We start from the raw sequence: 20411 nt of genomic DNA on the forward strand, positions 1-20411 counted from the left end.
GCGTCAACCGGGCATTCCGTCTGCCCGGGGCCGCAGCAGGATGGGCAGGTAATGGCGCAGGAACAGCAACAACGCCAGGCTCCAGCACAGTGCCGAAGCGCTTACCCCCAGCGATGTGAACAGCGGCAGAATCACCCGGGCCAAGGTCGCCAGTTGCATCAGGGCAAAGGCCCAGGCAATGCTGGTCGGCACCTGCAATGGCCTGCCGGTGTGGCCCAGGCTGACCCGCGCCATCATGGCCAGGATCAGCCCGGTCATCGCGCCAACGGTCAGCGCGTGGGTCACCAGGCTCGGGCTCAGGGTCACCCCGCTATGCCACAGCGCCATGCCCAGGCAGGCCAGGGCGATCCAGGCGTAGGCCAGGTGTAGCGACCACAGCAACGGTACGCGCCACAGGCCACGGTCGTGCCACTGCACCAGCCGGGTCGCGTGCAGCGCGAACAAGGCAAAAAACAGCACCGCCAGACTTGGTTGCGGCGTATCGGCCAGGCCGGTGGCAAACGCCAGCGGTACTGCGACGCTGAGTAACAGGCAGGCGCGGTCCAGCCATGGGCGGGCAGGGGCCGCGTCAAGGTTACCCAGGCCACGGCGGGTAAAGAAGGGTATGACCCGGCCGCCGAGCACGGTCATCATCGCCGTCACCAGCCACAGCCCGGCAAATATTCCACGACGCTGCCACAGCTCGTCCTGGTGCAACCAGCCGGCCAAGGTCAACCACTGGCAGGCGGCAATCAGCAGCACCAGTACGACGATCGGGTAGTTGTTGTGCAGGCGCCGTTGCATGATCGGTCGTGCCAGGCTCAATGCCACCAATGGCAGGAAGCAGCCTTCGACCAGTACCAGCAAGCTTCCCGGTAGTGGCATAAACCAGCTTACCCGCCCCAGCAGCCAAAGCAGGAACAAACCCTGCAGCGCACGCCCGCTCAAGCCTGGGATGCCGCTCCAGTTCTGCACGGCGGTCAGCAGAAAACCCGCGATAATGGCCGCGGCGAAGCCGTAAAGCATCTCGTGGCGGTGCCAGGCGAGCATGCCGCCGGGCGGTGCAGGGGCCAGTACCCCGGCCAGTACGCCGGCCCACAACAGCAGGGCGATCAGCGCAAACAAACTGCCACCCAGGAAGAACGGGCGAAAACCCAAGCTCCAGACGGCTTGGCGTGGGCGTGAAGCAGTGGGTTGCAAGAGCATGGGCGGTCCTTGGTTCGTTCAGTAGGCTGCAATTGGGGTAAGATCACGATCCGTGCCAGTCGCAAAGCCCTTGAATATCAAGGTGATGGCACTTCTCAGGGTCCGAATGACTCGCGCGTCTTGCAGTCATTCGGACTTGCTTGTATGTCGTTTTGACTCGCTTCAGGGTTCGCCTGGTTCACTGCCGGCTGACGCTTCGCTACAGGATTCACGTTTTGTCCGACCTCTCGAAAAATCCGCTGCTGCAGTACATGGCCCGTCTGGCCCCGTCCAGCCAGCAAACCATGCGCTACATTCTTCAGGACGCCGCCGACCGGCTGGGCTTTGTCGACTGCAACATTGTCGATGTGCCTTGGCATCGGCTCGAGCCGGGCCATGTGATTGCACTGGTGGCTGCCTTGCGTGCCGATGGCTACGCGCCCAACAGCTCGTCGCTGTATGTCAACGCGATTCGCGGGGTGATGAACGAGGCCTGGCGTCAGGGCCTGATCGACCACGAGCAGCTGTTGCGTATTCGAGAGGTCAAACCGGCCACGGGCACCCGCCTGCCGCCAGGGCGCAACCTGCGCCGCAGCCTGATCCGCGAGCTGATGGATGTGTGCGCAGCCGACCCGCGGCCACAGGGGGTACGTGATGCGGCGATCATTGCCTTGTTGTACGGCACCGGCATGCGCAAGTCGGAGTCGGTCGACATCGACCTCGACCAGGTCGACTTCGAGGCGCGCAGCCTGCAGGTGGTGGGCAAGGGCAACCACCAGTTGGTCAAGTACGCACCGCCGTGGGCGTTCGAGAAGCTGAAGGCCTGGCTTGAACTGCGCCGCCAAGACCTGCCCGCCGGGGCGGAAGATGACCCGTTCCTGTTCAACCGCATCCGCCGCGGCAGCCACATCACCCGGGCGCGCATTACCAAGCATGCGATCTACTACATTGCCCGCCAGCGCGGCGCGCAGGTGGGGGTGAAGATCATGCCTCACGATTTTCGCCGGGCATTCATTACCCGGGTGATCGAAGAGCACGACCTGTCGATTGCGCAGAAGCTGGCGCACCATGCCAATATCCAGACCACGGCCATCTATGACCGGCGTGATGACAACGAGCGTCGGCGTGCCGTGGACCGCTTCGATTACTGAGGCTTGATATTGTGGGGCTCAAAGCAGCCCCATTTTCACGTGTGCCGGCACCGAAACAGGGCCGACTCACGCCCCTGCTTTGTGCGCCATTCCCCCGCATGCCCGATGCCAGAGCGGGCACAGCACAGGTTTCATCATCGTTCACCTGCGGAGTTGGCCCGCAACCTGCTACATCCAGCCTGAGAATTTGATCGAGTGGTCAGGCCGTGCGCGCTGGCAGGCGCCCGCGCCGGACCCTCTAAACGGCCAGCAGGCCACGGATTTCAGGGGCCGCAGGATGTCGCTCGCGGAGCAGATCGAACAACAGCAAGACGATGCGGGCTGGAGTGCTCACCTGCAGTTGCGCTTTGTCCAGCGTGACGGCGTGACCCGCCTTGGTGCGTGGAAGCATTTCGGACCTCTTTTGGTGCAGCGGCCTTTCTATCCTGAAGGGGCGCCGTGCCATGTCTATGTCCTGCACCCGCCGGGCGGCATCGTTGCCGGCGACCGCCTGGAGCTTGACATTCACCTGGAGCCGGGTAGCCACGCGCTGCTGACCATGCCCGGTGCCAGCAAGTTCTACCGCAGTATCGGCCCGACCGCACGGTTGGCCCAACGCTTCCACCTCGCCACGGGCAGCACCCTGGAGTGGCTGCCGCAGGACAGCATCTTCTTCTCCGGCGCCCGCGCCAGCCTCGCCAGCCGTTTTACCCTCGCGCCGGGCGCCCGCCTGCTGGCCTGGGAAACCCTGTGCCTGGGCCGACCGGTCATGCACGAGCGTTTCGACCACGGCGCCCTCGACAGCCTATTGCACATCGCACTACCTGACGAGGTTGGCCTGCATGAGCGCCTGCGTCTTGAAGGCGGGCACCTGGACAAGCTGGGTGGGCATCCGCTACTCGCCACCTTCTGTGCCGCACCGGCCGATCAGGCAGTGCTGGAGCAGGTTCGCCCGCTGCTCGAAGAGCTGGGCAACCCGGCCGGTGCGACCCTGCTCGGGTCGTTGCTGGTGATCCGCCTGCTCGACCATGACAACCAACACCTGCAACGCACCCTGCAACGCCTGTGGCATGTGCTGCGCCCGGCCATCCTCGGCCTGCCAGCCTGCCCGCCGCGTATCTGGGCTACCTGAGAGAGCGCCATGGAGCTTACCCCGAGAGAGAAAGACAAACTGCTGCTGTTCACGGCCGCGCTGCTGGCGGAGCGGCGTCTGGCCCGTGGCCTGAAGCTCAACTACCCGGAAGCCGTGGCGCTGATCAGTGCCGCGGTGCTTGAAGGCGCACGCGATGGCCGCACAGTCGCCGAACTGATGAGCCTGGGGCGTGAAGTACTGACCCGTGAGCAGGTGATGCCCGGTATCGCTGAAATGCTTCACGACGTGCAGGTCGAAGCGACCTTCCCGGATGGCACCAAGTTGGTGACCGTGCATGACCCCATCGTCTGAATCCGCCAAGGAGCGTCGCATGATCCCAGGTGAAATCCAGGTCGCCACGGGCGACATCGAGTTGAACAGTGGCCGAGAAACGGTCAGCGTCAGTGTGGCCAACCATGGCGACCGGCCGGTGCAGGTCGGCTCGCACTACCACTTCTACGAGGTCAACGACGCGCTGGTGTTCGACCGTGCGCCAACCTTGGGCTTTCGCCTGGACATCCCAGCCGGCACTGCCGTGCGCTTCGAGCCGGGTCAGGCGCGTACCGTGCAACTGGTGGCGTACGCCGGCAAACGTGAAGTCTATGGTTTTCAGGGCAAGGTGATGGGCGCGCTGGAGGGCAGGGCATGAGCCGCATTTCCCGTCAGGCCTATGCCGACATGTTCGGCCCCACGGTTGGCGACCGCGTACGCCTGGCCGACACTGCGCTGTGGGTGGAGGTCGAGAAAGATTTCACGATCTACGGCGAAGAGGTGAAGTTCGGCGGCGGCAAGGTCATTCGCGATGGCATGGGGCAGGGCCAGATGCTGGCGGCCGAGGCCATGGACCTGGTGTTGACCAACGCGCTGATCATCGACCACTGGGGCATCGTCAAGGCCGACATCGGCATCAAGCATGGACGCATCGCGGTGATCGGCAAGGCCGGCAACCCCGATGTGCAGCCGGGCGTGAACGTGCCGGTCGGGCCAGGGACCGAGGTGATCGCGGCCGAGGGCAAGATCGTCACCGCCGGTGGTGTCGATTCGCATATCCACTTCATTTGCCCACAGCAGGTGGATGAGGCCCTGAACAGCGGTGTCACCACGTTCATCGGCGGTGGAACCGGGCCGGCCACTGGCACCAATGCCACCACCTGCACGCCCGGCCCCTGGTACCTTGCGCGCATGTTGCAGGCCGCCGACAGCTTGCCGATCAACATCGGGCTGCTTGGCAAGGGCAATGCCTCGCGGCCGGACGCGCTGCGCGAGCAGATTGCCGCAGGTGCTGTCGGGCTCAAACTGCACGAAGACTGGGGCTCTACGCCCGCAGCCATCGACTGTTGCCTGGGCGTGGCCGAAGAGATGGATATCCAGGTGGCGATTCACACCGACACCCTCAACGAGTCGGGCTGTATCGAAGACACGTTGGCGGCCATCGGCGACCGCACCATCCACACCTTCCATACCGAAGGTGCCGGTGGCGGCCATGCCCCGGACATCATCCGTGCGGCGGGGCAGGCCAACGTGCTGCCATCCTCGACCAACCCGACCCTGCCTTACACGATCAACACCGTGGACGAGCACCTGGACATGCTCATGGTCTGCCACCACCTGGACCCGAGCATCGCCGAGGACGTGGCCTTCGCCGAATCGCGCATTCGCCGCGAAACCATCGCTGCCGAGGACATCCTCCACGACATGGGCGCCTTTGCCATGACTTCGTCCGACTCGCAGGCCATGGGCCGGGTTGGCGAGGTGGTGCTGCGCACCTGGCAGGTGGCGCACCAGATGAAGCTGCGTCGCGGGCCGCTGGCACCGGATACCCCATACAGCGATAACTTCCGGGTCAAGCGCTACATCGCCAAGTACACCATCAACCCGGCACTCACCCATGGCATCGGTCACGAAGTGGGCTCGGTGGAGGTCGGCAAGCTGGCCGACCTGGTGCTGTGGTCACCCGCGTTCTTTGCCGTCAAGCCGGCCCTGGTGCTCAAGGGCGGGATGATCGTCACCGCGCCCATGGGCGATATCAACGGCTCCATTCCCACCCCCCAGCCGGTGCACTATCGGCCGATGTTCGGTGCGCTGGGGGCGGCGCGGCATGCCACACGCATGACATTCCTGCCCCAGGCGGCAATGGACCGCGGGCTGGCCGAGTCGCTGAACCTGCGCAGCCTGATTGGCGTGGTCAACGGCTGCCGGCGGGTACGCAAGCCGGACATGGTCCACAACACCTTGCAGCCGCTGATCGAAGTCGATGCGCAGACCTATCAGGTGCGTGCCGATGGCGAGCTGCTGGTCTGCGAACCGGCCAGCGAACTGCCGCTGGCCCAACGTTATTTCCTGTTCTGAGGAGCCCCCATGATTGTTTTGAGCCGCCGTATCTCCGAACCCGGCACGCGGGTTGTCAGTGGCACTGTCACCCTTGACGTGGACAGCCGTATCAAGAGCCGCCTGCGAGTCACCCTGGACGACGGCCGCGAAGCCGGGCTGATGCTGGAGCGCGGCCACCTGCTGCGCGGAGGTGAATTGCTGGCCGATGCCGAGGGCACCCAGCTGATCCGCGTGCTGGCGGCGCCCGAGGCGGTGTCCACGGTGCGCTGTACCGATCCACACCTGTTGGCCCGCGCCGCCTACCACTTGGGCAACCGCCATGTGCCGCTGCAGATCGAACCCGGGCTGTTGCGCTTCCAGCACGACCATGTGCTGGACGACATGCTGCGGGGGCTGGGCCTGACGGTAGAGGCCGAACAAGCCCCGTTCGAGCCTGAGGCGGGCGCTTACCAAAGTGCACCGCATGGCCACAGCCACAGTCATACCCATGGCCACGATCATCCGTTCGTACGCCTGCCTGCCCATTCCTGAACTGCCCTGGAGCAACCGATGAAAAAGACTTTCGCCCTGTTTTTGTTGATGCTGGCACTGCCAGCCTTCGCCCATCCAGGCCATGACAGTAACCCGCTGCAGGACGGCCTGCTGCACCCGCTGACCGGGCTCGATCACCTGCTGATGCTGCTGGGCACCGGCGTGCTCGCTGCGTTGACCCGGCGCAACCTGGCATTGCCCCTGGCTACCTTGGCGGCCATGTTTGGTGGCGCCGTGTGCGGTCATCTGTTCGGCGATGTGCTGGGCATGGAAACCCTGATTGCCGTGTCGCTGCCGGTGGCTGCCGGGGCGGTGCTGCTGCCGAGCCGCCAGTCGCTGCTGGCCATGGCCATGCCGGTGTTTGCCTTGTTCCATGGCTGGGCACATGGCGTAGAAGCTACGCCGAGCGCGTTCTGGCAATTCAGCGCAGGGTTTGTCGCGGTCAGCGGCCTGCTGCTGGCGGCGGGCTTTGCAGTCGGTTGCCTGCTTCGCCGCCACAGCGGCCTGCAGAAAGCCTTTGGCGGTGGCCTGTTGGCCGGCGCCGCGTTGGTACTGGCCGGTTGATGAACAGCGACCTGGCGCTACTGCGCCTGCTGCAGTTGGCCAGCCCCGGCTTGCCGGTGGGTGGTTTTACCTACTCGCAAGGCCTGGAGTGGGCGGTCGAGGCCGGCTGGGTTCGGGGCGTGGACGGTTTTGCCGCCTGGCAGCGTGAGCAGGTTTACGACACCCTGGCCTGTCTCGACTGGCCGGTGCTGGCGCGGCTGTACCACGCCTGCCAGGCTGAGGACGCCGAAGCGTTCGGCCACTGGAGCCGGTTCTTGCTGGCCAACCGCGAAACCGCCGAACTGCGCCTGGAAGAACAGCAGCGCGGCGCAGCGCTGGCGCGGTTGCTCGATGGTTGGCAACTGGGCCAGGCACCGGCCTGGCGCGCCAGCCTCGAGCTGACCCAGTTGGGCGGTATGGCCTGGCTGGCTGCACACTGGGCCATCCCGCTGCGCCAGCTGGCATTGGGCCATGGCTTTGCCTGGCTGGAGGGCGCGGTCATGGCTGGCGTCAAGCTGGTGCCATTCGGCCAGCAGGCGGCCCAGACCTTGCTGCGCGACCTGGGCGCCGACTTGCCCGCTGCACTGGACCAGGCGCTGGCTCTGGGCGATGAGCAGCTCGGCGGCGGGCTGCCGCTGCTGGCCATCGCTTCATCGCGTCACGAAACCCAATACACCCGTTTGTTCCGTTCCTGAGGATTGCCTGCATGCAAAGCTATCAACAACCCCTGCGCGTCGGTGTCGGCGGCCCGGTCGGCTCTGGCAAGACCGCACTGCTGGAAGCGCTGTGCAAGGCCATGCGCGATCACTACCAGATTGCCGTGGTTACCAACGACATCTACACCAAGGAAGACCAGCGCATTCTCACTGAGGCCGGCGCCCTTGAGCCGGAGCGCATCGTTGGCGTTGAAACCGGGGGCTGTCCGCACACGGCCATTCGTGAAGATGCCTCGATGAACCTGGCGGCGGTCGAAGCGCTGGCGCGCAAGTTCGGTAACCTCGAAGTTATTTTCGTGGAAAGCGGCGGTGACAATCTCAGCGCCACCTTCAGCCCGGAGCTGGCTGATTTGACCATTTACGTGATCGACGTGGCCGAGGGCGAGAAGATCCCGCGCAAGGGCGGCCCAGGCATTACCAAGTCGGACTTCCTGGTGATCAACAAGACGGACCTTGCGCCTTATGTAGGGGCTTCACTGGAAGTGATGGCGCGCGACACCCAGCGCATGCGGCCGCAGCGGCCCTGGACCTTCAGCAACCTGAAGAAAGGCGAGGGGTTGCAGGCCGTGATCGACTTTATCGTCGAGCGCGGGATGCTGGGTGTGCGAGCCTGACAGATCGAGGTCTCTGTGCGGGCATGCCCGCGAAGAAGCCAACGCGGTGGATGGCACCGGCTCTGCCGGTGTTCGCGGGTGAACCCGCTCCTACAACCGGCTGTGTCCAACCCTCGATGTGTGTCCACCGCCGATCTGTGTGTAGGAGCGGGTTTACCCGCGAATACGGTGGCGGCTGCGACGGTGAATGGCCAGGGAGATTGGCCAGCAGGGCCGGCCCTTTCGCGGGTGACCCCGCTCCTAAGGGCGACCGCGCAGCAATTGCCTACAGAGGTGTGTATTGCCTGCATCATTTGTGACAACAGTGAGGCTTGTCCGGTTGCCCTTCATAGCGGTCATGGTGCCGAACCCAGTCCATGGTCCCACCTTCATTGCGCCCCAGTGGCGCAATGTCGAGGAAGTTGTAGGTGTTGACCAGAATGTCCAGCCCGCGGGCGTAGGTTGAGTAGGTGTGGTAAACGCTGCCGTCACCTTCGCGGAAAAATGCACTCAAGCCGGGCAGCTCGCTTTCATTGCCCTCATACGGCTCATAGTTGTACTGCCGCTGACCTTCGCTGCCGATACTTACGCCAAAGTCCTCGTTGAAATCGCTGCCATTCGACGAGTACCACGGGAACTGCCAGCCCATGCGCTGGCGAAATGCCTGAAATTCCGCATACGGGGCCCGTGATACCGCCACCAGCGAGACATCGTGGTGGGCCAGGTGCAGGTTGGCGCCGTCAAAGTGGTCGGCCAGAAAAGAGCAGCCGGGGCAGCCCTCGCTCCAGCCCTCGGCGAACATGAAGTGGTAAAGCAGCAACTGGCTGTGGCCTGCGAACAGGTTGGCCAGGCTCAACGCGCCATTTGGCCCGGAGAAGCGGTAATCCTGCTCGACCTTTACCCAAGGCAGGGCGCGACGGGCTGCGGCTAGCGCGTCGCGGTGGTGAGTAAACGCTTTTTCGTGCAGCCACAGTTGCTGGCGAGCCGCCAGCCACTGGCTGCGGGAAACCACCGGGTGCCTGCTTTCGCTGGTGCTCATGGTGCTGTCTCCTCGCTGGGGGATTCACACCCTTGTCGAGTACGACCAGGTCGATTCGACAAGCACCGGGGGCCGGGCGATGAGCGGTACCTGCTCAGCCCGAATGGGCGACATGCCCCTCGGCCAGCTCATCGGCGCTGTCCTCCTCGCCAGGCAGGGCGGTGATCACGCTGAAGTCGCTGACTTCTACCTTGCCGCCGCCATAGCCTAGCAAGTGGAAGGAAAACGCCTTGCGCTCGGTCGGGTTGTCGAAGCTGAACTCCATCTCCAGTGGTGCGTCGGCGGTGACCTTTACCTCTTCTGGCAGGCCCAGCGGCACGTCCTGTTCCAACTGCTTGGCCTTGAGCCGGATGTAGGCCGCACGTTTAGGGTCCAGCGAGCGTACCTTGACCCGCACGCGGGTATGCGAGCCTCCGGGCATTTCCAGATACTGGGCGCCAATGAGGTTGTCGGCCCAGTCATCGTCAATGCGCTTTCGCAACTTGATCGGCGAAGGGCCGCCGAACTGGTAACGTAGGTTGAGCGGGGTTTGCAGCAAGGATTGGTCGAGCACTCCGGCCAGGGCTCCGATCTGCTGGCCCAGCAGGCTGTCGGCCGGCCCGAGGTAGCGGGCCTGGTCGGCGATGAAGCCTTCGCTGGCATAACGCCGGCAGCGCTGTTGGAAGTCACATTCGGTGAACAGGCCCTGGCCGTTGTGGTAGCGCAGCATCCCGTTGGTGTAGGAGATCATCTCGCGACCGCTGTCGTAGTCGCGGTACAACGAGCGACCGCCAAGCGCGACGGGAATGGGCAGTGCGAAGTAGTCCAGCAGCGAGGTGGCCAGGTCGATATGGCCGTAGGTGCCGCGCTTGATGGTTGGCAGCTGGGCCTGCTCCGGCGCAAGGGTAAGGTTGAAGCCCCAGGACGAGGCCAGGCGCACGCCATCGATGCCGTGGGACTCGTCGGAAGTCACCACCACCAGTGTGTCCTTGAGGACGCCCTGGCGCTCGAGATTGTCAAGAAATGCCCCGACTGCGTCATCCAGGTAGGCGACCGCTGCCTGCTTCGGTGTGGCGTAGCGCTCGAGGTACTCGGCCGGCGCCGAATAGGGTTGATGGGTGCCCACGGTGAGCAGCGTCAGCATCCATGGCTTGTCCTGCTTCTGCAGCTGGCCCACATAGCCCAGGGCACCTTCGAAGAAGGCGCGGTCATCCTTGCCCCACGGGAATTCCAGGTAGTTCTTGTTGCCGAACCACTCCTGGCCATGCACCGAATCGAAACCGATGTGCGGCATGATGCGGTCCTTGGCCATGAAGCGCAGGCCCGCGCCTTGCAGGTAGTGGGTAGTGAAGCCGGCCTGGCGCAATTGTGCCGGCAGACAGGCCTGGTTGCGTTCGTTCTGGGTCAGCAGTTCCACGCCCTTGGGTGTGCCGTTGGCCAGCTTGTCGTAATCGCCGCACAGCATCGCATACAGGCCACGGATGGTCTGGTGGGTGTGCAGCACATAGTCTGGGGTGTTCATGCCGCGCTCGGCCCATTTGCTGAGCTTGGGCATCAAGTCCTCGTTGAAACGGCTGTTCAGCGCCTGGCGGTTAGCCAGCAGGTAGGCGCCTGGGATGCCTTCGAGGGTAATCACCAGCAAGTTGCGGGCGCTTCCCGGGCCGGCAAGCAACCTTTGCCCATGCAGGTCGGACTGAGTCAGGCCGCTGCTGGCCAGCGGGGTGAAGGTTTGCGTGCGGCCCATCCAGTGGTCGACCTGGCGTTGCAGGTTACCGGCCCCGGCCGACATCAACTGGTGGGGGAGGTTGTATTGCCGCCACTGGTCGGCATCGGAAGGTACCAACTGCTGGCTGCCCCAATGCGCGCCGAACAGTAGTATGGGTATGGCCCAGGCCTTGCGCGGCAGTGGCTGGCTGGCCCGTGCACGGCTGCGCCACGCACACGCCAGCCAGGCCAGCAAGCCGCCGCCCAGGGCCCAGGGCAGCCAGGTGTGGGCCAGGCTGCCACCGGCCGAATTCTCCATGAATTGCGGATCGGCCAGGTAGTTCAGGTCGGCGCTGGTGGGCAGCCGGCCCACTGCGCTTACCAGTTCGGCCGAGGCCACCCACAGCGCCGCCCAGGCCAGCAGCACCGGCAGCGCCAGCCACCACGGCCTGCGGTGTAGCAGTAACAGCAACAGGCTGCCAAGGGCGAGATCGGACAGGTAACCGAATGGGTTGGACCAACCCAGCATGGCGCGCGTACCCAGTGGGATCACCAGCACCAGGGCCGCCAAAGCGGCAAGCCGGGTGTTCGGGTGGTCGGACAGGTTCTTCACAAAAACTTCCCTTTTGCCATTAAATCGTCATGCATCTGTGCTTGATGATAACAGGCCAAAGCAGGGAAGGCGGCCGGTTACAAGGCTTGTAACCAAAGCCGGGCCCGTTCGCACAGGCCCGGCCGATGGCAACTATCAGAAGTAATAAGGGAATTTCAGGCTGAAAGAAAAGTCAGGCGCGTCATCGGTCAGACCAATGGACAGGTTGGGCACGATGGTCAGGTTGTCAGTGGCGGCGAAGGTCAGGCCGATGTTGAAGTTGGCGGCGTTGTAGTCACTGTTGGAGATCGATTGCCAGTCGCCGCCATCCGGTTTGATCTTGCTCTTGCGGGCGAACTGGTCGGACACCGAGAACGACATACTCATCTTTTCGTTAAGGGCAAAGGCAATGCCACCGCCGATCTGCCACGAGTCACCAAGCTTGACGTCACCCGGCACCTTGCTGTTCACCTGGGGACTGATGTCGCTGAACGAGTCTTGCATGTTGTAGGTGTAGGACAGGCTGCCGAACAGCACGGCCGGGTCGAAGGTCTTGACAAGCGAGATGCCCGGTGTGATCGACCATACACCGTTGCCGGTCGGTAGGCTTTCCGGTACCGCGAGGTTGTTGTTGCCGTCCACCTCGCGCAGTTTGATGCCATAGGGGTCTTTGCCGGTGGGTGCCTTGATTCGCAGGGTGGCCACTGCGTCAGGCCAGGTTTCGTCCTCGTCGAGGAATTTATAGGCTACCCCAACGTTGATATCGCCGATTTCCGGGTCGCGGGTCACGCTAGCATCGGAAGTGGTTGCCCCGGCGCCCCCCGCACCGCCAGACGAGTAGGTGGACTCGCGGTAAACCACGGGGACGTTGATATCGAACTGCCAGCGCTGCGCCAGGTTATAGCGCGCGGTCATGTCCAGAGTCCAGTTGTCAGCCTTGATCCGGTCGAGGTTGATGCTGCCGAGGAAGATCGAGTCCAGTGCCAGAAAACCATTGAGGGTCAGCGCACGGGTATCGTAATGGGTATAGGTGACGCCGGTTTCGAAGCTGAACTTGCCCCCGCCAAAGAATCCGCTGGCTTCGTCATACAGGTTGGAAACGCTTTGCGCTGGCTCCGAATCGGCCGTCAGCGCCTGGCCGTAGGAGCTCCCTGTAGTGCCCGGGGCGCCAGAAGCGACGGTCTGCGCACCTTTCACCCCCTCCGCCGGAGACTTGACCAAGCGTTTGGGTTGCGCGGCAGCAGGAGCCTCCTCGACCTGACGCACACGTTGCTCCAGCACCATCAGTGCCTGTTGCTGTGCCTCATAGCGGCGTTTGAGTTCAATCAGTTCCTGTTTCAGCGCTTCGACTTGTGGGTCGGCGGCTGCGTAAAGTGCGGTGGCGGGGGCCAAGGTAGTCAAGCACACAAAAGCTCTGAGCGTAAAAGATCGGTACATGGAGTTGCCGTCCCTTCCAACTACTTTTGATGAGACTGAGCGTAGATCAGTATCCGAAGGTGCGAAGACCTTTGAGCTGGTCGAGGCTACCGTTGAGCGAAGCGGCTGTCGGCACGCTCTCGCGCATGACAACGTTCAGGGTGGTGACGTTGTTGACCAGGTTGCCGTTGCCAAGCAGCGTCGAGTTCTGCAGCAGGCCACCTTGGGCCAGGCGTTGCACGCTGCTGCCCTGGTTGTTGCTGGCATTGATGTTGAGCTGCACGCCCACACCGCTCGAGGACACGCTGAGCGCGCCGGCGCCATTTTCCCCGACCAGGGTCTGGCCGGCGGCCAGTACCTGGCCTTGCTGTTGTGCAGCGGGGGCCTGGTTGGCTTTGGTCACGTTGATATCGACGTTGTTATAAGCGGCGTTGTTGTCACCGGCTGCACGGACCACCTGGGTCACACCTTCGGTGGTGGTCAGGCCGTTGCCGCCCGTTACCACGCCAGTCCCGGCAGCAGATGCGCTGCTCGAGGCCGTACCTGCGCCTTTTCTATCGATCATCGATACATAGAACTGGGGTTTGATCGTCGATTGCTGAACCTGCAGCGTGGACGTTGCCCCGATCACATCCCCTTTTGCATTTTGCCAGGTGCTGGACATGACGATGCCGAAGCTCACGATTCGCCCGGGCATTACATAGCGGCCCCGCAGGTTGGCCAGCTCCTGGTCTTTCAGTTCAATGGGTTTCAACGCCTCTGCGTGGCTGGGCAAGCTGGCGGCCAGGCAGGCGATGGCCAACCACAATGAAGTCTTCATGAAATGCTCCCTGGAGCCTCATGCTCCTTGTCATTAGAACAGTCGTTAGAAGAAGTCGCTTCTGATGAAGCCGAAGTCCAGCAGCTCTGCGTCTTGCACGGGGGTGAAGTTGTTCACCCGGCCCTTGGCGGTCAGTGGCAGGGGCGGGTCGAGCAGGATGTTGTTCTTGTCGTAACCCTGGCCGATCACCGCGAAGATGATGCCGTTCCAGCCCTTGAGGAAATCCTCGACCTTGTATCGCCTGTGGCCCAGCACCGGATCACCGATGTACACCCAACCTTTGTCGACTTTCTGCATGACCACGAAGTGCTTGTAGCCGCGCACATCCATCAGCACCACGACGGGAATGCGCACGCTGTGCAGGGTTTCGGGTGCCACCCGGTAACCGCGGGCACGCATCCCGAGGCTTTCGACGTAGCGCTTCATGTCGAGCATCGAGAAGCCTTGCGTGCGCACAAGGTCCTCGTCGGCGTGGGCCAGCATGCCTTCGATGATCTGATGTTCGTCCACATCCAGCCAGTACGCCTGGCGCAGGATGGTCGCCAGCGCAGCGGCGCCGCAGCTGAAGTCGGTTTTTTGTTGCACCAGGTCGGCGAACTTGCGCTCACGCAAGCTCTGGATCGGCTTGAACACCACAGCGCCGCCCGGCAGGACGGACAGCGGCATTTGTGCAGCTTCGCTCACGCTGGCCAGGCACAGCACAAACGCCAAGGCGAAAATACGCATGATCGGGCGCCTTACGGTGTGTTTAAGAAAGGCCCCCCGAAGGGGGCCTCAAGCACAGCGGTCAGAACGAGGTGTTGGAGATGGCCAGCGAGTTGCTTTGCTGGTTGCCCACACCGGCTGCTACGTTCACGCCCAGGTTACCGCTGCCACCGTTCACCGAACCGTTAAGGGTTGCAGTGTTGGTAACTGGGTTGGCCCAGCCGGTCGGGGTCAGCACTTGGAAGGACACAGTATTGCTCAAGTCGTAGGCGCTGCTTTCGCTGTAGCTCTTCGAAACGTCGTTCGAGGATTGTTTTGATTGCTCGCCAGACTTCGAGAACTCGGACGCCGAAGCATTCTCGTACGAAGAGTCGTGAGACTTGGTGTATGAAGAGTCTTTGGACTTGTCATACGCCGATTGATGCGACTTGTCGTAGTTGGAGTCGAATGCTTTCTCGAACGAGGAGTCGTATGCACTTTCGCGCGACTTGTCGACCGACACATCCAGCGACGCACTCAGCGAACCATCGAAGGTGCTGGAGCGAGTGCGCTCGCGACGGCCATCATCGGTGGTAAAGGTACGCGTGGCGTTGGCTGCAGCGTCCAGTGAAGCAGTCAGGCTGGCGCTGCTCGAGGCGCTGTTGCTGCCGCTGGCAGAGCCACTGGCACCCCAGCCGAACGAGCCACTTGCGCTCGAACTGTTGGAGCCGCTGGCATTGCTGGATTGCGAGCCGCTGGCGTTCCAGCCACTGGAGCCGCTGGAGCTGGCGCTTTGCGCACCGGCGACGCTGAAGCTCGAAGACGAGCTGCGGTCGTCGGTCGAGTTGAAGGTGCCTTCCCGCGAGCTTGAACCGCTGGCCGACTTGGTGATGGTAATCGTATCCACCCGGTAGGTGCGGTCAGCGCTGTTGTTTACAATCAGGCCTGGGCCGTCCTGATTGGCCGAAGCCGTGGCCGTGGCGTTACCCAGCGGGGCTCCGGTGTTGGCGATGGCCATGGTGTTTTTCTGCTGGTTGAGGTCACCACCGGCAATGTTGATGCCAATGTTGCCCTCAGCCCCGCTGGCCGAGCCGCTCATCACCGCCGAAGACTGGGTCGAGTAGTTGTCGACCCGGTTGTTTCTGCTGGTTTGCACAACGTCAGCCGTGGCACTGGCCATGCCGAACACGAAGCTGTTGTCCAGGCTCGAGTCGGAGCCGGCGTTGGCAATGGCAGCGGCGTTGTCTTGCTGGTTGCCGTTACCGGCCGCCACGTTTATGCCAACGTTGCCGCTGGAGCCGGTGCCAGAGTCACTCATCTCGGCTTCGTTGATGGTGCCTGCATTGGAGATGCGGTTGCCAGTGCTGGTTTGGGTATCCAGGGCATTGGCCGTAGCATACACAGGGATCTTGGTGGGTGGAGGCGTGTGATGACCATTGTTGTGGTGGCCGTTATGGTGGTCATTACGCCGATCATTTTGCCCAGCTTGTACAGCAACAGCCATGACCGCAGCAATTGCGAAAACCAGAGGCTTGATTGCCATCGAGGGTTTCATGGTGATTCTCCGTACGCTATTAGGTTAAGTGTCGTTCTTAACTGCAGGGTCAATCCGCGACCCGGATGCTCAAGGTGTTGGCCATTCGGTTTCCCACCCCGGCACTCTGGTTCAACTGGATCACCCCTCGGCTACCGGTGAAGGCCTGGTCACTGGTGGTGACCTGGCGATAGCCTGCTGGAATGTCAGTTGCTCCGGAGTTGTTGATCAGCGCCACGTTCTGTTGCATGAGGACGCTGTCGTCGATGCTTTGCGGCTGTGTACCAATGCTGATGCTCAGTGCGTTGGCTTGCTGGGTGTTGGCACCTGCGCTCTGGTTGACCCCCAGGGCGCCGCTGCCGTTGCTGAAGGCGTTGCCCTGGATGGTGGAGCGGGCGTCCATCGCGGGATCGGCGGGCGTGTTGAGCCGTTGCCGGATCTGGGTGCTTGCATTGGCTTCGGGGCCGACGGCAATGGCACGCGCATTGACTTGCTGCTGTTTGTCCCCAGCGGCCTGGTTGACAGAGAGGTTGCCCTGATAGCGGCTGCCGGAGCTGTCGATATCGGCGTTGTTGATGACAGGAACCAGCGATTGCGCGAAGGCCGGTGCAGTGCAAAGGGCGGCCAGCATCAGCAGTGTGCACTTCATCTCACTTGCCCCCGCCGGTCAGAATCTGCAGCGGCGCGAGGCCACGCTGCACGCTTGAGTTGACCATGTTCGAGATACCGTTACCCGACCCCGTGCCACGTCCGCCCGCCAAGTTGGGAAGCTGGTTCTGGTTGCCGAGGTTGCCGCCCAGGTTGTTGGTTTGTTGGGTGATCAGGTTGCTGATGCCTGCACCACTGCTGATGCTGGCGAAGTCGCCATCACTCAGCTCGTTGGTTTGCTTGAGCACGTGGGCAGAAGGGTTGGCATTGACGGTGGTAGGGCTCGGGTCTGGGATCAGGGGGGGGATGGTCGCGTTGCGCACCTGCACATCGCGCTTGATGATGATGATCCCCTTGTCTGCCTGAGCCGTCAGGCTGAGTGACCCCAGTACACAACCCACCAGTAATAGGTGATAGAGGCGTTTGTCAGGTTTCCTCACGACGGCAACTCCTTCTTTGAGCGCTGGCCCTGTTCAGCGATGCGAACGACAGAGCAGAAGGTGTGCCGCTTTTCAGAATCTTTTGCAGATCAGACAGTTAGGGCAAGAGCCTGACAAGATGCGACGTATGCTGTCTCAGGCTTGAAACAGCTTGCCTCGCGCATTGCCGGCAAAGGCGGCTGTGGCCTTGATTGGAAGGGTTTTTGCAGGTGTGTTTCACGGGCTTGACACTGCCCCCAGGACAGGGGGAAGCCCCGCAATTTCGGGGGCTTTGCCGCACCGGGTTGTGTCAGTGGTTTAACACTCGGTTGGGCATGATGGCGCATCGCTACCGATTAGCATAGCAACCGATTGCAAGGCCAGCAATTGGCGCTGCGGCCAATTGCCATCAAGTATTTGGTGCGGTTGGTTGTGTCGCTTCAGCCACGCCAGGCTGTCGTCGAAAAAGCGCTGACGATCGCTGAGGTCGGGTTGGCAACGCTGACCATCGGCAATCCAGTCAACCCCTTGCGGGCTGAGCAACAGGTGCAGGTCGTAACGCCGTGCCAGCAGCGCCTCTTCCAACCAGGTTGGGCAGTCGTCGAACAGTGCGTGGCTCCAGAGCATGTTGCTCAGCAGGTGGGTGTCCAGAATCAGCAGCGGTGGCGCCTGCTCACGCGCACGGTCCTCCCATGCCAGTTGCCCGCGGGCGATGGCGGGAATATCGGCGTAGCAGGTGTCACGGCATTGCTGGTCGATGAAATGACGCACGTACTCACCCACCACCACGCCACCAAAATGTGCCTGGATTATCCCACTAAGCCAGCTTTTGCCACTGGATTCAGGGCCGCACAGTACCAGCACTTTCATTGCTTGCTGCGCACTCATGGCTGTACCAACGCCGGGTCGCGGCGCCATTCCAGCCAGCCGCGTACAGCAATCAGGGTGAGCACGGCGAAGAAGCCTGCGGTGAAATACAACTGCTGATGCAGGTATTGGCCCACATAGATGATGTCGACCACGACCCACAGTGGCCAGCACTGCAGGCGTTTCTGTGCCATCCACAGTTGCGCCACCAGGCTGAATCCGGTCAGGGTGGCATCCAGCCAGGGCAGGGCGGCATCGGTCCAGTTGGCCATGGCCGCGCCCAGGGCGGCGCTCAGCAACACCCCGACGGCCAGCCCGGTGAACAGTGCCGGGCGCTGCAGGCGGGAGACCTGACGGGCGTCTTCAGTGTGGTCGGGGCGTTTCCATTGCCACCAGCCGTACAGTTGCAGGATGGCGTAGGCCACTTGCAGCAACATGCCTGAGTACAGTTTTACCTCGTAGAACAGCCAGCCATAGATCAGCACCATGACCAGGCCGATCGGCCAGCACCAGGCGTTCTGCTTGACCGTCAGCCAGACAGCGGTTACGCCGAGGACGGCGGCAATGAGTTCAAGGCCGGACATCGGCGATCCTTGGAGGCTACGGGGAAGGGGCGAGATTGTACCGGGTCGGCCGGTGAAGGTGTAGGGCGCAGCGGTGTGATACCCCTTTGTAGGAGCGGGTTTACCCGCGAATACGGTAGCGGCGGCAACGGTGAACGACGGGTGGAGATTGGCCGGCAGGGCCGGCCCTTTCGCGGGTGAACCCGCTCCTACGACGGCTTGTGCCGAACCACCGATGGACGACGTAGGCTCAGACCCGGAACTGCCGCAACAACTGCTCCAACTCTTCGCTCAACCGCCCCAGCGCCGCCCCGGCATCGCTGGACTGTCGCGCCGCATCGGCGGTCTGCTGCGACAGCCCGGCAGTATCCAGCACATTGCGGTTGATCTCTTCGACCACATGCGACTGCTGCAAGGTGGCGCTGGCGATGGAGGCATTCAACGCGGTGAGGTTGTTCAGCACCTGGTTGATGGCGTCCAGGCTGGCGCCGGCCTCACGGGCTTGTTCGACAGTCTGGCGCGATGCCTCGCTGCTGGTGTCTATGGCCTTGACTGCAGCGTCCGACTGACTCTGCAGGTGCTCGATCATGGTATGAATCTCGGCCGTCGATTGTGCTGTACGCTGGGCCAGCAGCCGCACCTCGTCGGCGACCACGGCAAAGCCTCGGCCTTGCTCGCCAGCCCGAGCCGCCTCGATGGCGGCATTCAGCGCCAACAGGTTGGTCTGTTCGGCAATGGAACGAATCACGTCCAGTACGCCGCCGATGCGCGTGCTGTGCCCGGCCAGGTCGCGGATCACCTGTACGGCCTGATCGATGGTCAGCGACAGGCGGTCGATCTGCGCCAGGCTGCCGTGGATGGCTTGCTGGCCGTGCGTCACCTGTTGTTGTGCCGTACGCATTTCTTCGGCGGCCTGTTCAGCGGTCTTGGCCACGTCCTGCACGGCGTAGGTCACCTCATTGACTGCAGTGGCCACCTGGTCCATCTGCAGCGATTGCTGGGCACTGCGCTGTTGTGCGGCACCGGCATTGTCACCGACGTGCCCGGCGGACTGGGCCAATGCGTGGGCCGCGCCTTGCAGCTGGCCGACGACACCTTGCAGTTTGCCGTTGAAGCGGTTGAAGTGTTCGCCCAGGTGGGTGATCTCGTCGCTGCCACGGGTGTCCAGGCGCCGGGTCAGGTCGCTTTCGCCGCTGGCGATATTGCCCATCGCCTGCACCGCTTCCTGCAGCGGGCGGGCGATGCTGCGGGCAATCAGCATGACCACCAGCGCCATCAGCAGGGCAATGCCCACGCCAACCAGCGAAGCGTCGCGCAACTGGCGAGCGAACTCGGCCTGCACGTCATCGACGTACACGCCCGAACCGATGATCCAGCCCCACGGCTTGAACAGCTGAATATACGAGGTCTTGGCTACCGGCTCACTGGCGCCGGGCTTGGGCCAGCGATAGTTGACCGGGCCGGCGTCCTGCTGGCGGGCAAGGGCGACCATCTCGTTGAACAGGGCGAAACCATCGGGGTCGCGGATGGCTGAAAGGTCCTGGCCGTCGAGCTTGGGGTTGGCCGGATGCATGATCATCTTCGGCCCCAGGTCGTTGATCCAGAAATAGTCGTCATCGTCGTAGCGCAGCGCGCGCACCACCTGCAGTGCCTGTTGCTGGGCGGCTTCGCGGCTGAGCGTGCCGGCAGCTTCCAGGCCTTGGTAATAGGCCAACACACCCGCAGCGGTCTGCACCACATGGCGGGTTTTCTCCGCCTTGGCCTGGTACAGGTCACCGTGGATCTGGCGCAGCATCAGCAGGCCCAGCACCACCAGCATGGCCACCGCCACCACAAGGATCAGCCACAGGCGCCGACTGATTGACATCGATCTCAGAGTGTTCATCCATCAGCTCCCGCATTGTTCTTTTTATTGAGGTGCATCGAAACATGCTTTGCAGCGAGCCCACACTCGACTAATGGCTAAGTGCTATGTTGATGATAGTCTGCAACGGGTCGTGCAAAGC

The 20411-nt window shown here is 62.8% G+C and carries 20 protein-coding genes and 2 pseudogenes; 9 read left to right on the forward strand and 13 right to left on the reverse strand.

The features are described from left to right. Window positions 1–3 precede the first annotated feature (3 nt). Window positions 4–1185, reverse strand: coding sequence for an NnrS family protein (locus LVS58_RS08910; RefSeq protein WP_233690758.1), 1182 nt, complete (start codon window positions 1183–1185; stop codon window positions 4–6). Between the two features lie 215 nt (window positions 1186–1400). Between LVS58_RS08910 and LVS58_RS08915 the strand changes: the two genes are divergently transcribed. The 9 genes from LVS58_RS08915 to ureG all read left to right on the forward strand — a co-directional run bounded on the left by LVS58_RS08915 (window position 1401) and on the right by ureG (window position 8161). Next, window positions 1401–2315: a site-specific integrase gene (locus LVS58_RS08915; protein ID WP_233690759.1), complete on the forward strand. Its 915-nt coding sequence runs from the start codon at window positions 1401–1403 to the stop codon at window positions 2313–2315. Between the two features lie 277 nt (window positions 2316–2592). Next, window positions 2593–3426 (forward strand): urease accessory protein UreD, encoded by an 834-nt coding sequence (locus LVS58_RS08920; protein ID WP_233690760.1) that lies wholly within the window; start codon window positions 2593–2595, stop codon window positions 3424–3426. Between the two features lie 9 nt (window positions 3427–3435). Further along, the gene (locus tag LVS58_RS08925; protein WP_003253929.1) at window positions 3436–3738 is read left to right on the forward strand and encodes an urease subunit gamma; all 303 of its coding nucleotides are present in this window, start codon (window positions 3436–3438) and stop codon (window positions 3736–3738) included. A 19-nt stretch (window positions 3739–3757) separates the two neighbouring features. Continuing rightward, window positions 3758–4075 (forward strand): urease subunit beta, encoded by a 318-nt coding sequence (locus LVS58_RS08930; protein ID WP_003253928.1) that lies wholly within the window; start codon window positions 3758–3760, stop codon window positions 4073–4075. Next, a complete protein-coding gene (ureC, locus tag LVS58_RS08935; RefSeq protein ID WP_233690761.1) occupies window positions 4072–5775 on the forward strand; it encodes an urease subunit alpha in 1704 nt (567 codons plus the stop codon). Before LVS58_RS08930 ends, ureC begins: the two co-directional genes overlap by 4 nt. 9 nt (window positions 5776–5784) lie before the next feature. Further along, a complete protein-coding gene (gene ureE / locus LVS58_RS08940) occupies window positions 5785–6288 on the forward strand; it encodes an urease accessory protein UreE (protein ID WP_233690762.1) in 504 nt (167 codons plus the stop codon). Between the two features lie 18 nt (window positions 6289–6306). Beyond that, on the forward strand, window positions 6307–6852 hold the full coding sequence (locus LVS58_RS08945) for a HupE/UreJ family protein (protein ID WP_233690763.1): 546 nt from the start codon (window positions 6307–6309) through the stop codon (window positions 6850–6852). Then, complete coding sequence (locus LVS58_RS08950; RefSeq protein WP_233690764.1) at window positions 6852–7526, forward strand: urease accessory protein UreF; 675 nt, start codon at window positions 6852–6854, stop codon at window positions 7524–7526. The genes LVS58_RS08945 and LVS58_RS08950 overlap by 1 nt, the downstream gene beginning before the upstream one ends. A gap of 11 nt (window positions 7527–7537) precedes the next feature. Continuing rightward, window positions 7538–8161 carry an urease accessory protein UreG gene (gene ureG, locus LVS58_RS08955; protein WP_225778078.1) on the forward strand — a complete coding sequence of 208 codons (624 nt, stop codon included), beginning with the start codon at window positions 7538–7540 and terminating at the stop codon, window positions 8159–8161. Between the two features lie 289 nt (window positions 8162–8450). Here the strand turns inward: ureG and LVS58_RS08960 are convergent, their stop codons facing one another. From LVS58_RS08960 to mcpP (LVS58_RS25275), 12 genes and pseudogenes are all read right to left on the reverse strand, one after another. After that, entirely contained in the window at window positions 8451–9179 is a 729-nt protein-coding gene (locus LVS58_RS08960) for a DUF899 domain-containing protein (RefSeq protein WP_233690765.1), read from the reverse strand. Window positions 9180–9273: 94 nt separating this feature from the next. After that, complete coding sequence (locus LVS58_RS08965) at window positions 9274–11475, reverse strand: LTA synthase family protein (RefSeq protein ID WP_233690766.1); 2202 nt, start codon at window positions 11473–11475, stop codon at window positions 9274–9276. A 135-nt stretch (window positions 11476–11610) separates the two neighbouring features. Continuing rightward, the gene (locus tag LVS58_RS08970) at window positions 11611–12891 is read right to left on the reverse strand and encodes a hypothetical protein (protein ID WP_004577464.1); all 1281 of its coding nucleotides are present in this window, start codon (window positions 12889–12891) and stop codon (window positions 11611–11613) included. Between the two features lie 46 nt (window positions 12892–12937). Continuing rightward, window positions 12938–13690: a hypothetical protein gene (locus LVS58_RS08975; RefSeq protein ID WP_233690767.1), complete on the reverse strand. Its 753-nt coding sequence runs from the start codon at window positions 13688–13690 to the stop codon at window positions 12938–12940. A 45-nt stretch (window positions 13691–13735) separates the two neighbouring features. Continuing rightward, window positions 13736–14416, reverse strand: coding sequence for a C39 family peptidase (locus tag LVS58_RS08980; RefSeq protein ID WP_233690768.1), 681 nt, complete (start codon window positions 14414–14416; stop codon window positions 13736–13738). A gap of 61 nt (window positions 14417–14477) precedes the next feature. After that, entirely contained in the window at window positions 14478–15929 is a 1452-nt protein-coding gene (locus LVS58_RS08985) for a heme utilization protein (RefSeq protein WP_233690769.1), read from the reverse strand. Between the two features lie 49 nt (window positions 15930–15978). Then, window positions 15979–16557, reverse strand: coding sequence for an adhesin (locus tag LVS58_RS08990; protein ID WP_233690770.1), 579 nt, complete (start codon window positions 16555–16557; stop codon window positions 15979–15981). Between the two features lies 1 nt (window position 16558). After that, complete coding sequence (locus tag LVS58_RS08995) at window positions 16559–16996, reverse strand: hypothetical protein (protein WP_233690771.1); 438 nt, start codon at window positions 16994–16996, stop codon at window positions 16559–16561. Window positions 16997–17293: 297 nt separating this feature from the next. After that, window positions 17294–17845 (reverse strand): AAA family ATPase, encoded by a 552-nt coding sequence (locus LVS58_RS09000; protein WP_442796453.1) that lies wholly within the window; start codon window positions 17843–17845, stop codon window positions 17294–17296. Window positions 17846–17859: 14 nt separating this feature from the next. After that, a complete protein-coding gene (gene pnuC / locus LVS58_RS09005) occupies window positions 17860–18426 on the reverse strand; it encodes a nicotinamide riboside transporter PnuC (RefSeq protein ID WP_233690773.1) in 567 nt (188 codons plus the stop codon). A 229-nt stretch (window positions 18427–18655) separates the two neighbouring features. Continuing rightward, window positions 18656–19171: pseudogene (mcpP, locus tag LVS58_RS25270) on the reverse strand (methyl-accepting chemotaxis protein McpP); the annotation flags it as partial. A gap of 357 nt (window positions 19172–19528) precedes the next feature. Beyond that, window positions 19529–20290 (reverse strand): annotated as a pseudogene (mcpP, locus tag LVS58_RS25275) (methyl-accepting chemotaxis protein McpP); the annotation flags it as partial. Window positions 20291–20411: the final 121 nt, after the last annotated feature.

The sequence above is a fragment of the Pseudomonas sp. JR33AA genome (assembly GCF_021378985.1).
In the GTDB taxonomy this organism is placed as follows: domain Bacteria; phylum Pseudomonadota; class Gammaproteobacteria; order Pseudomonadales; family Pseudomonadaceae; genus Aquipseudomonas; species Aquipseudomonas alloputida.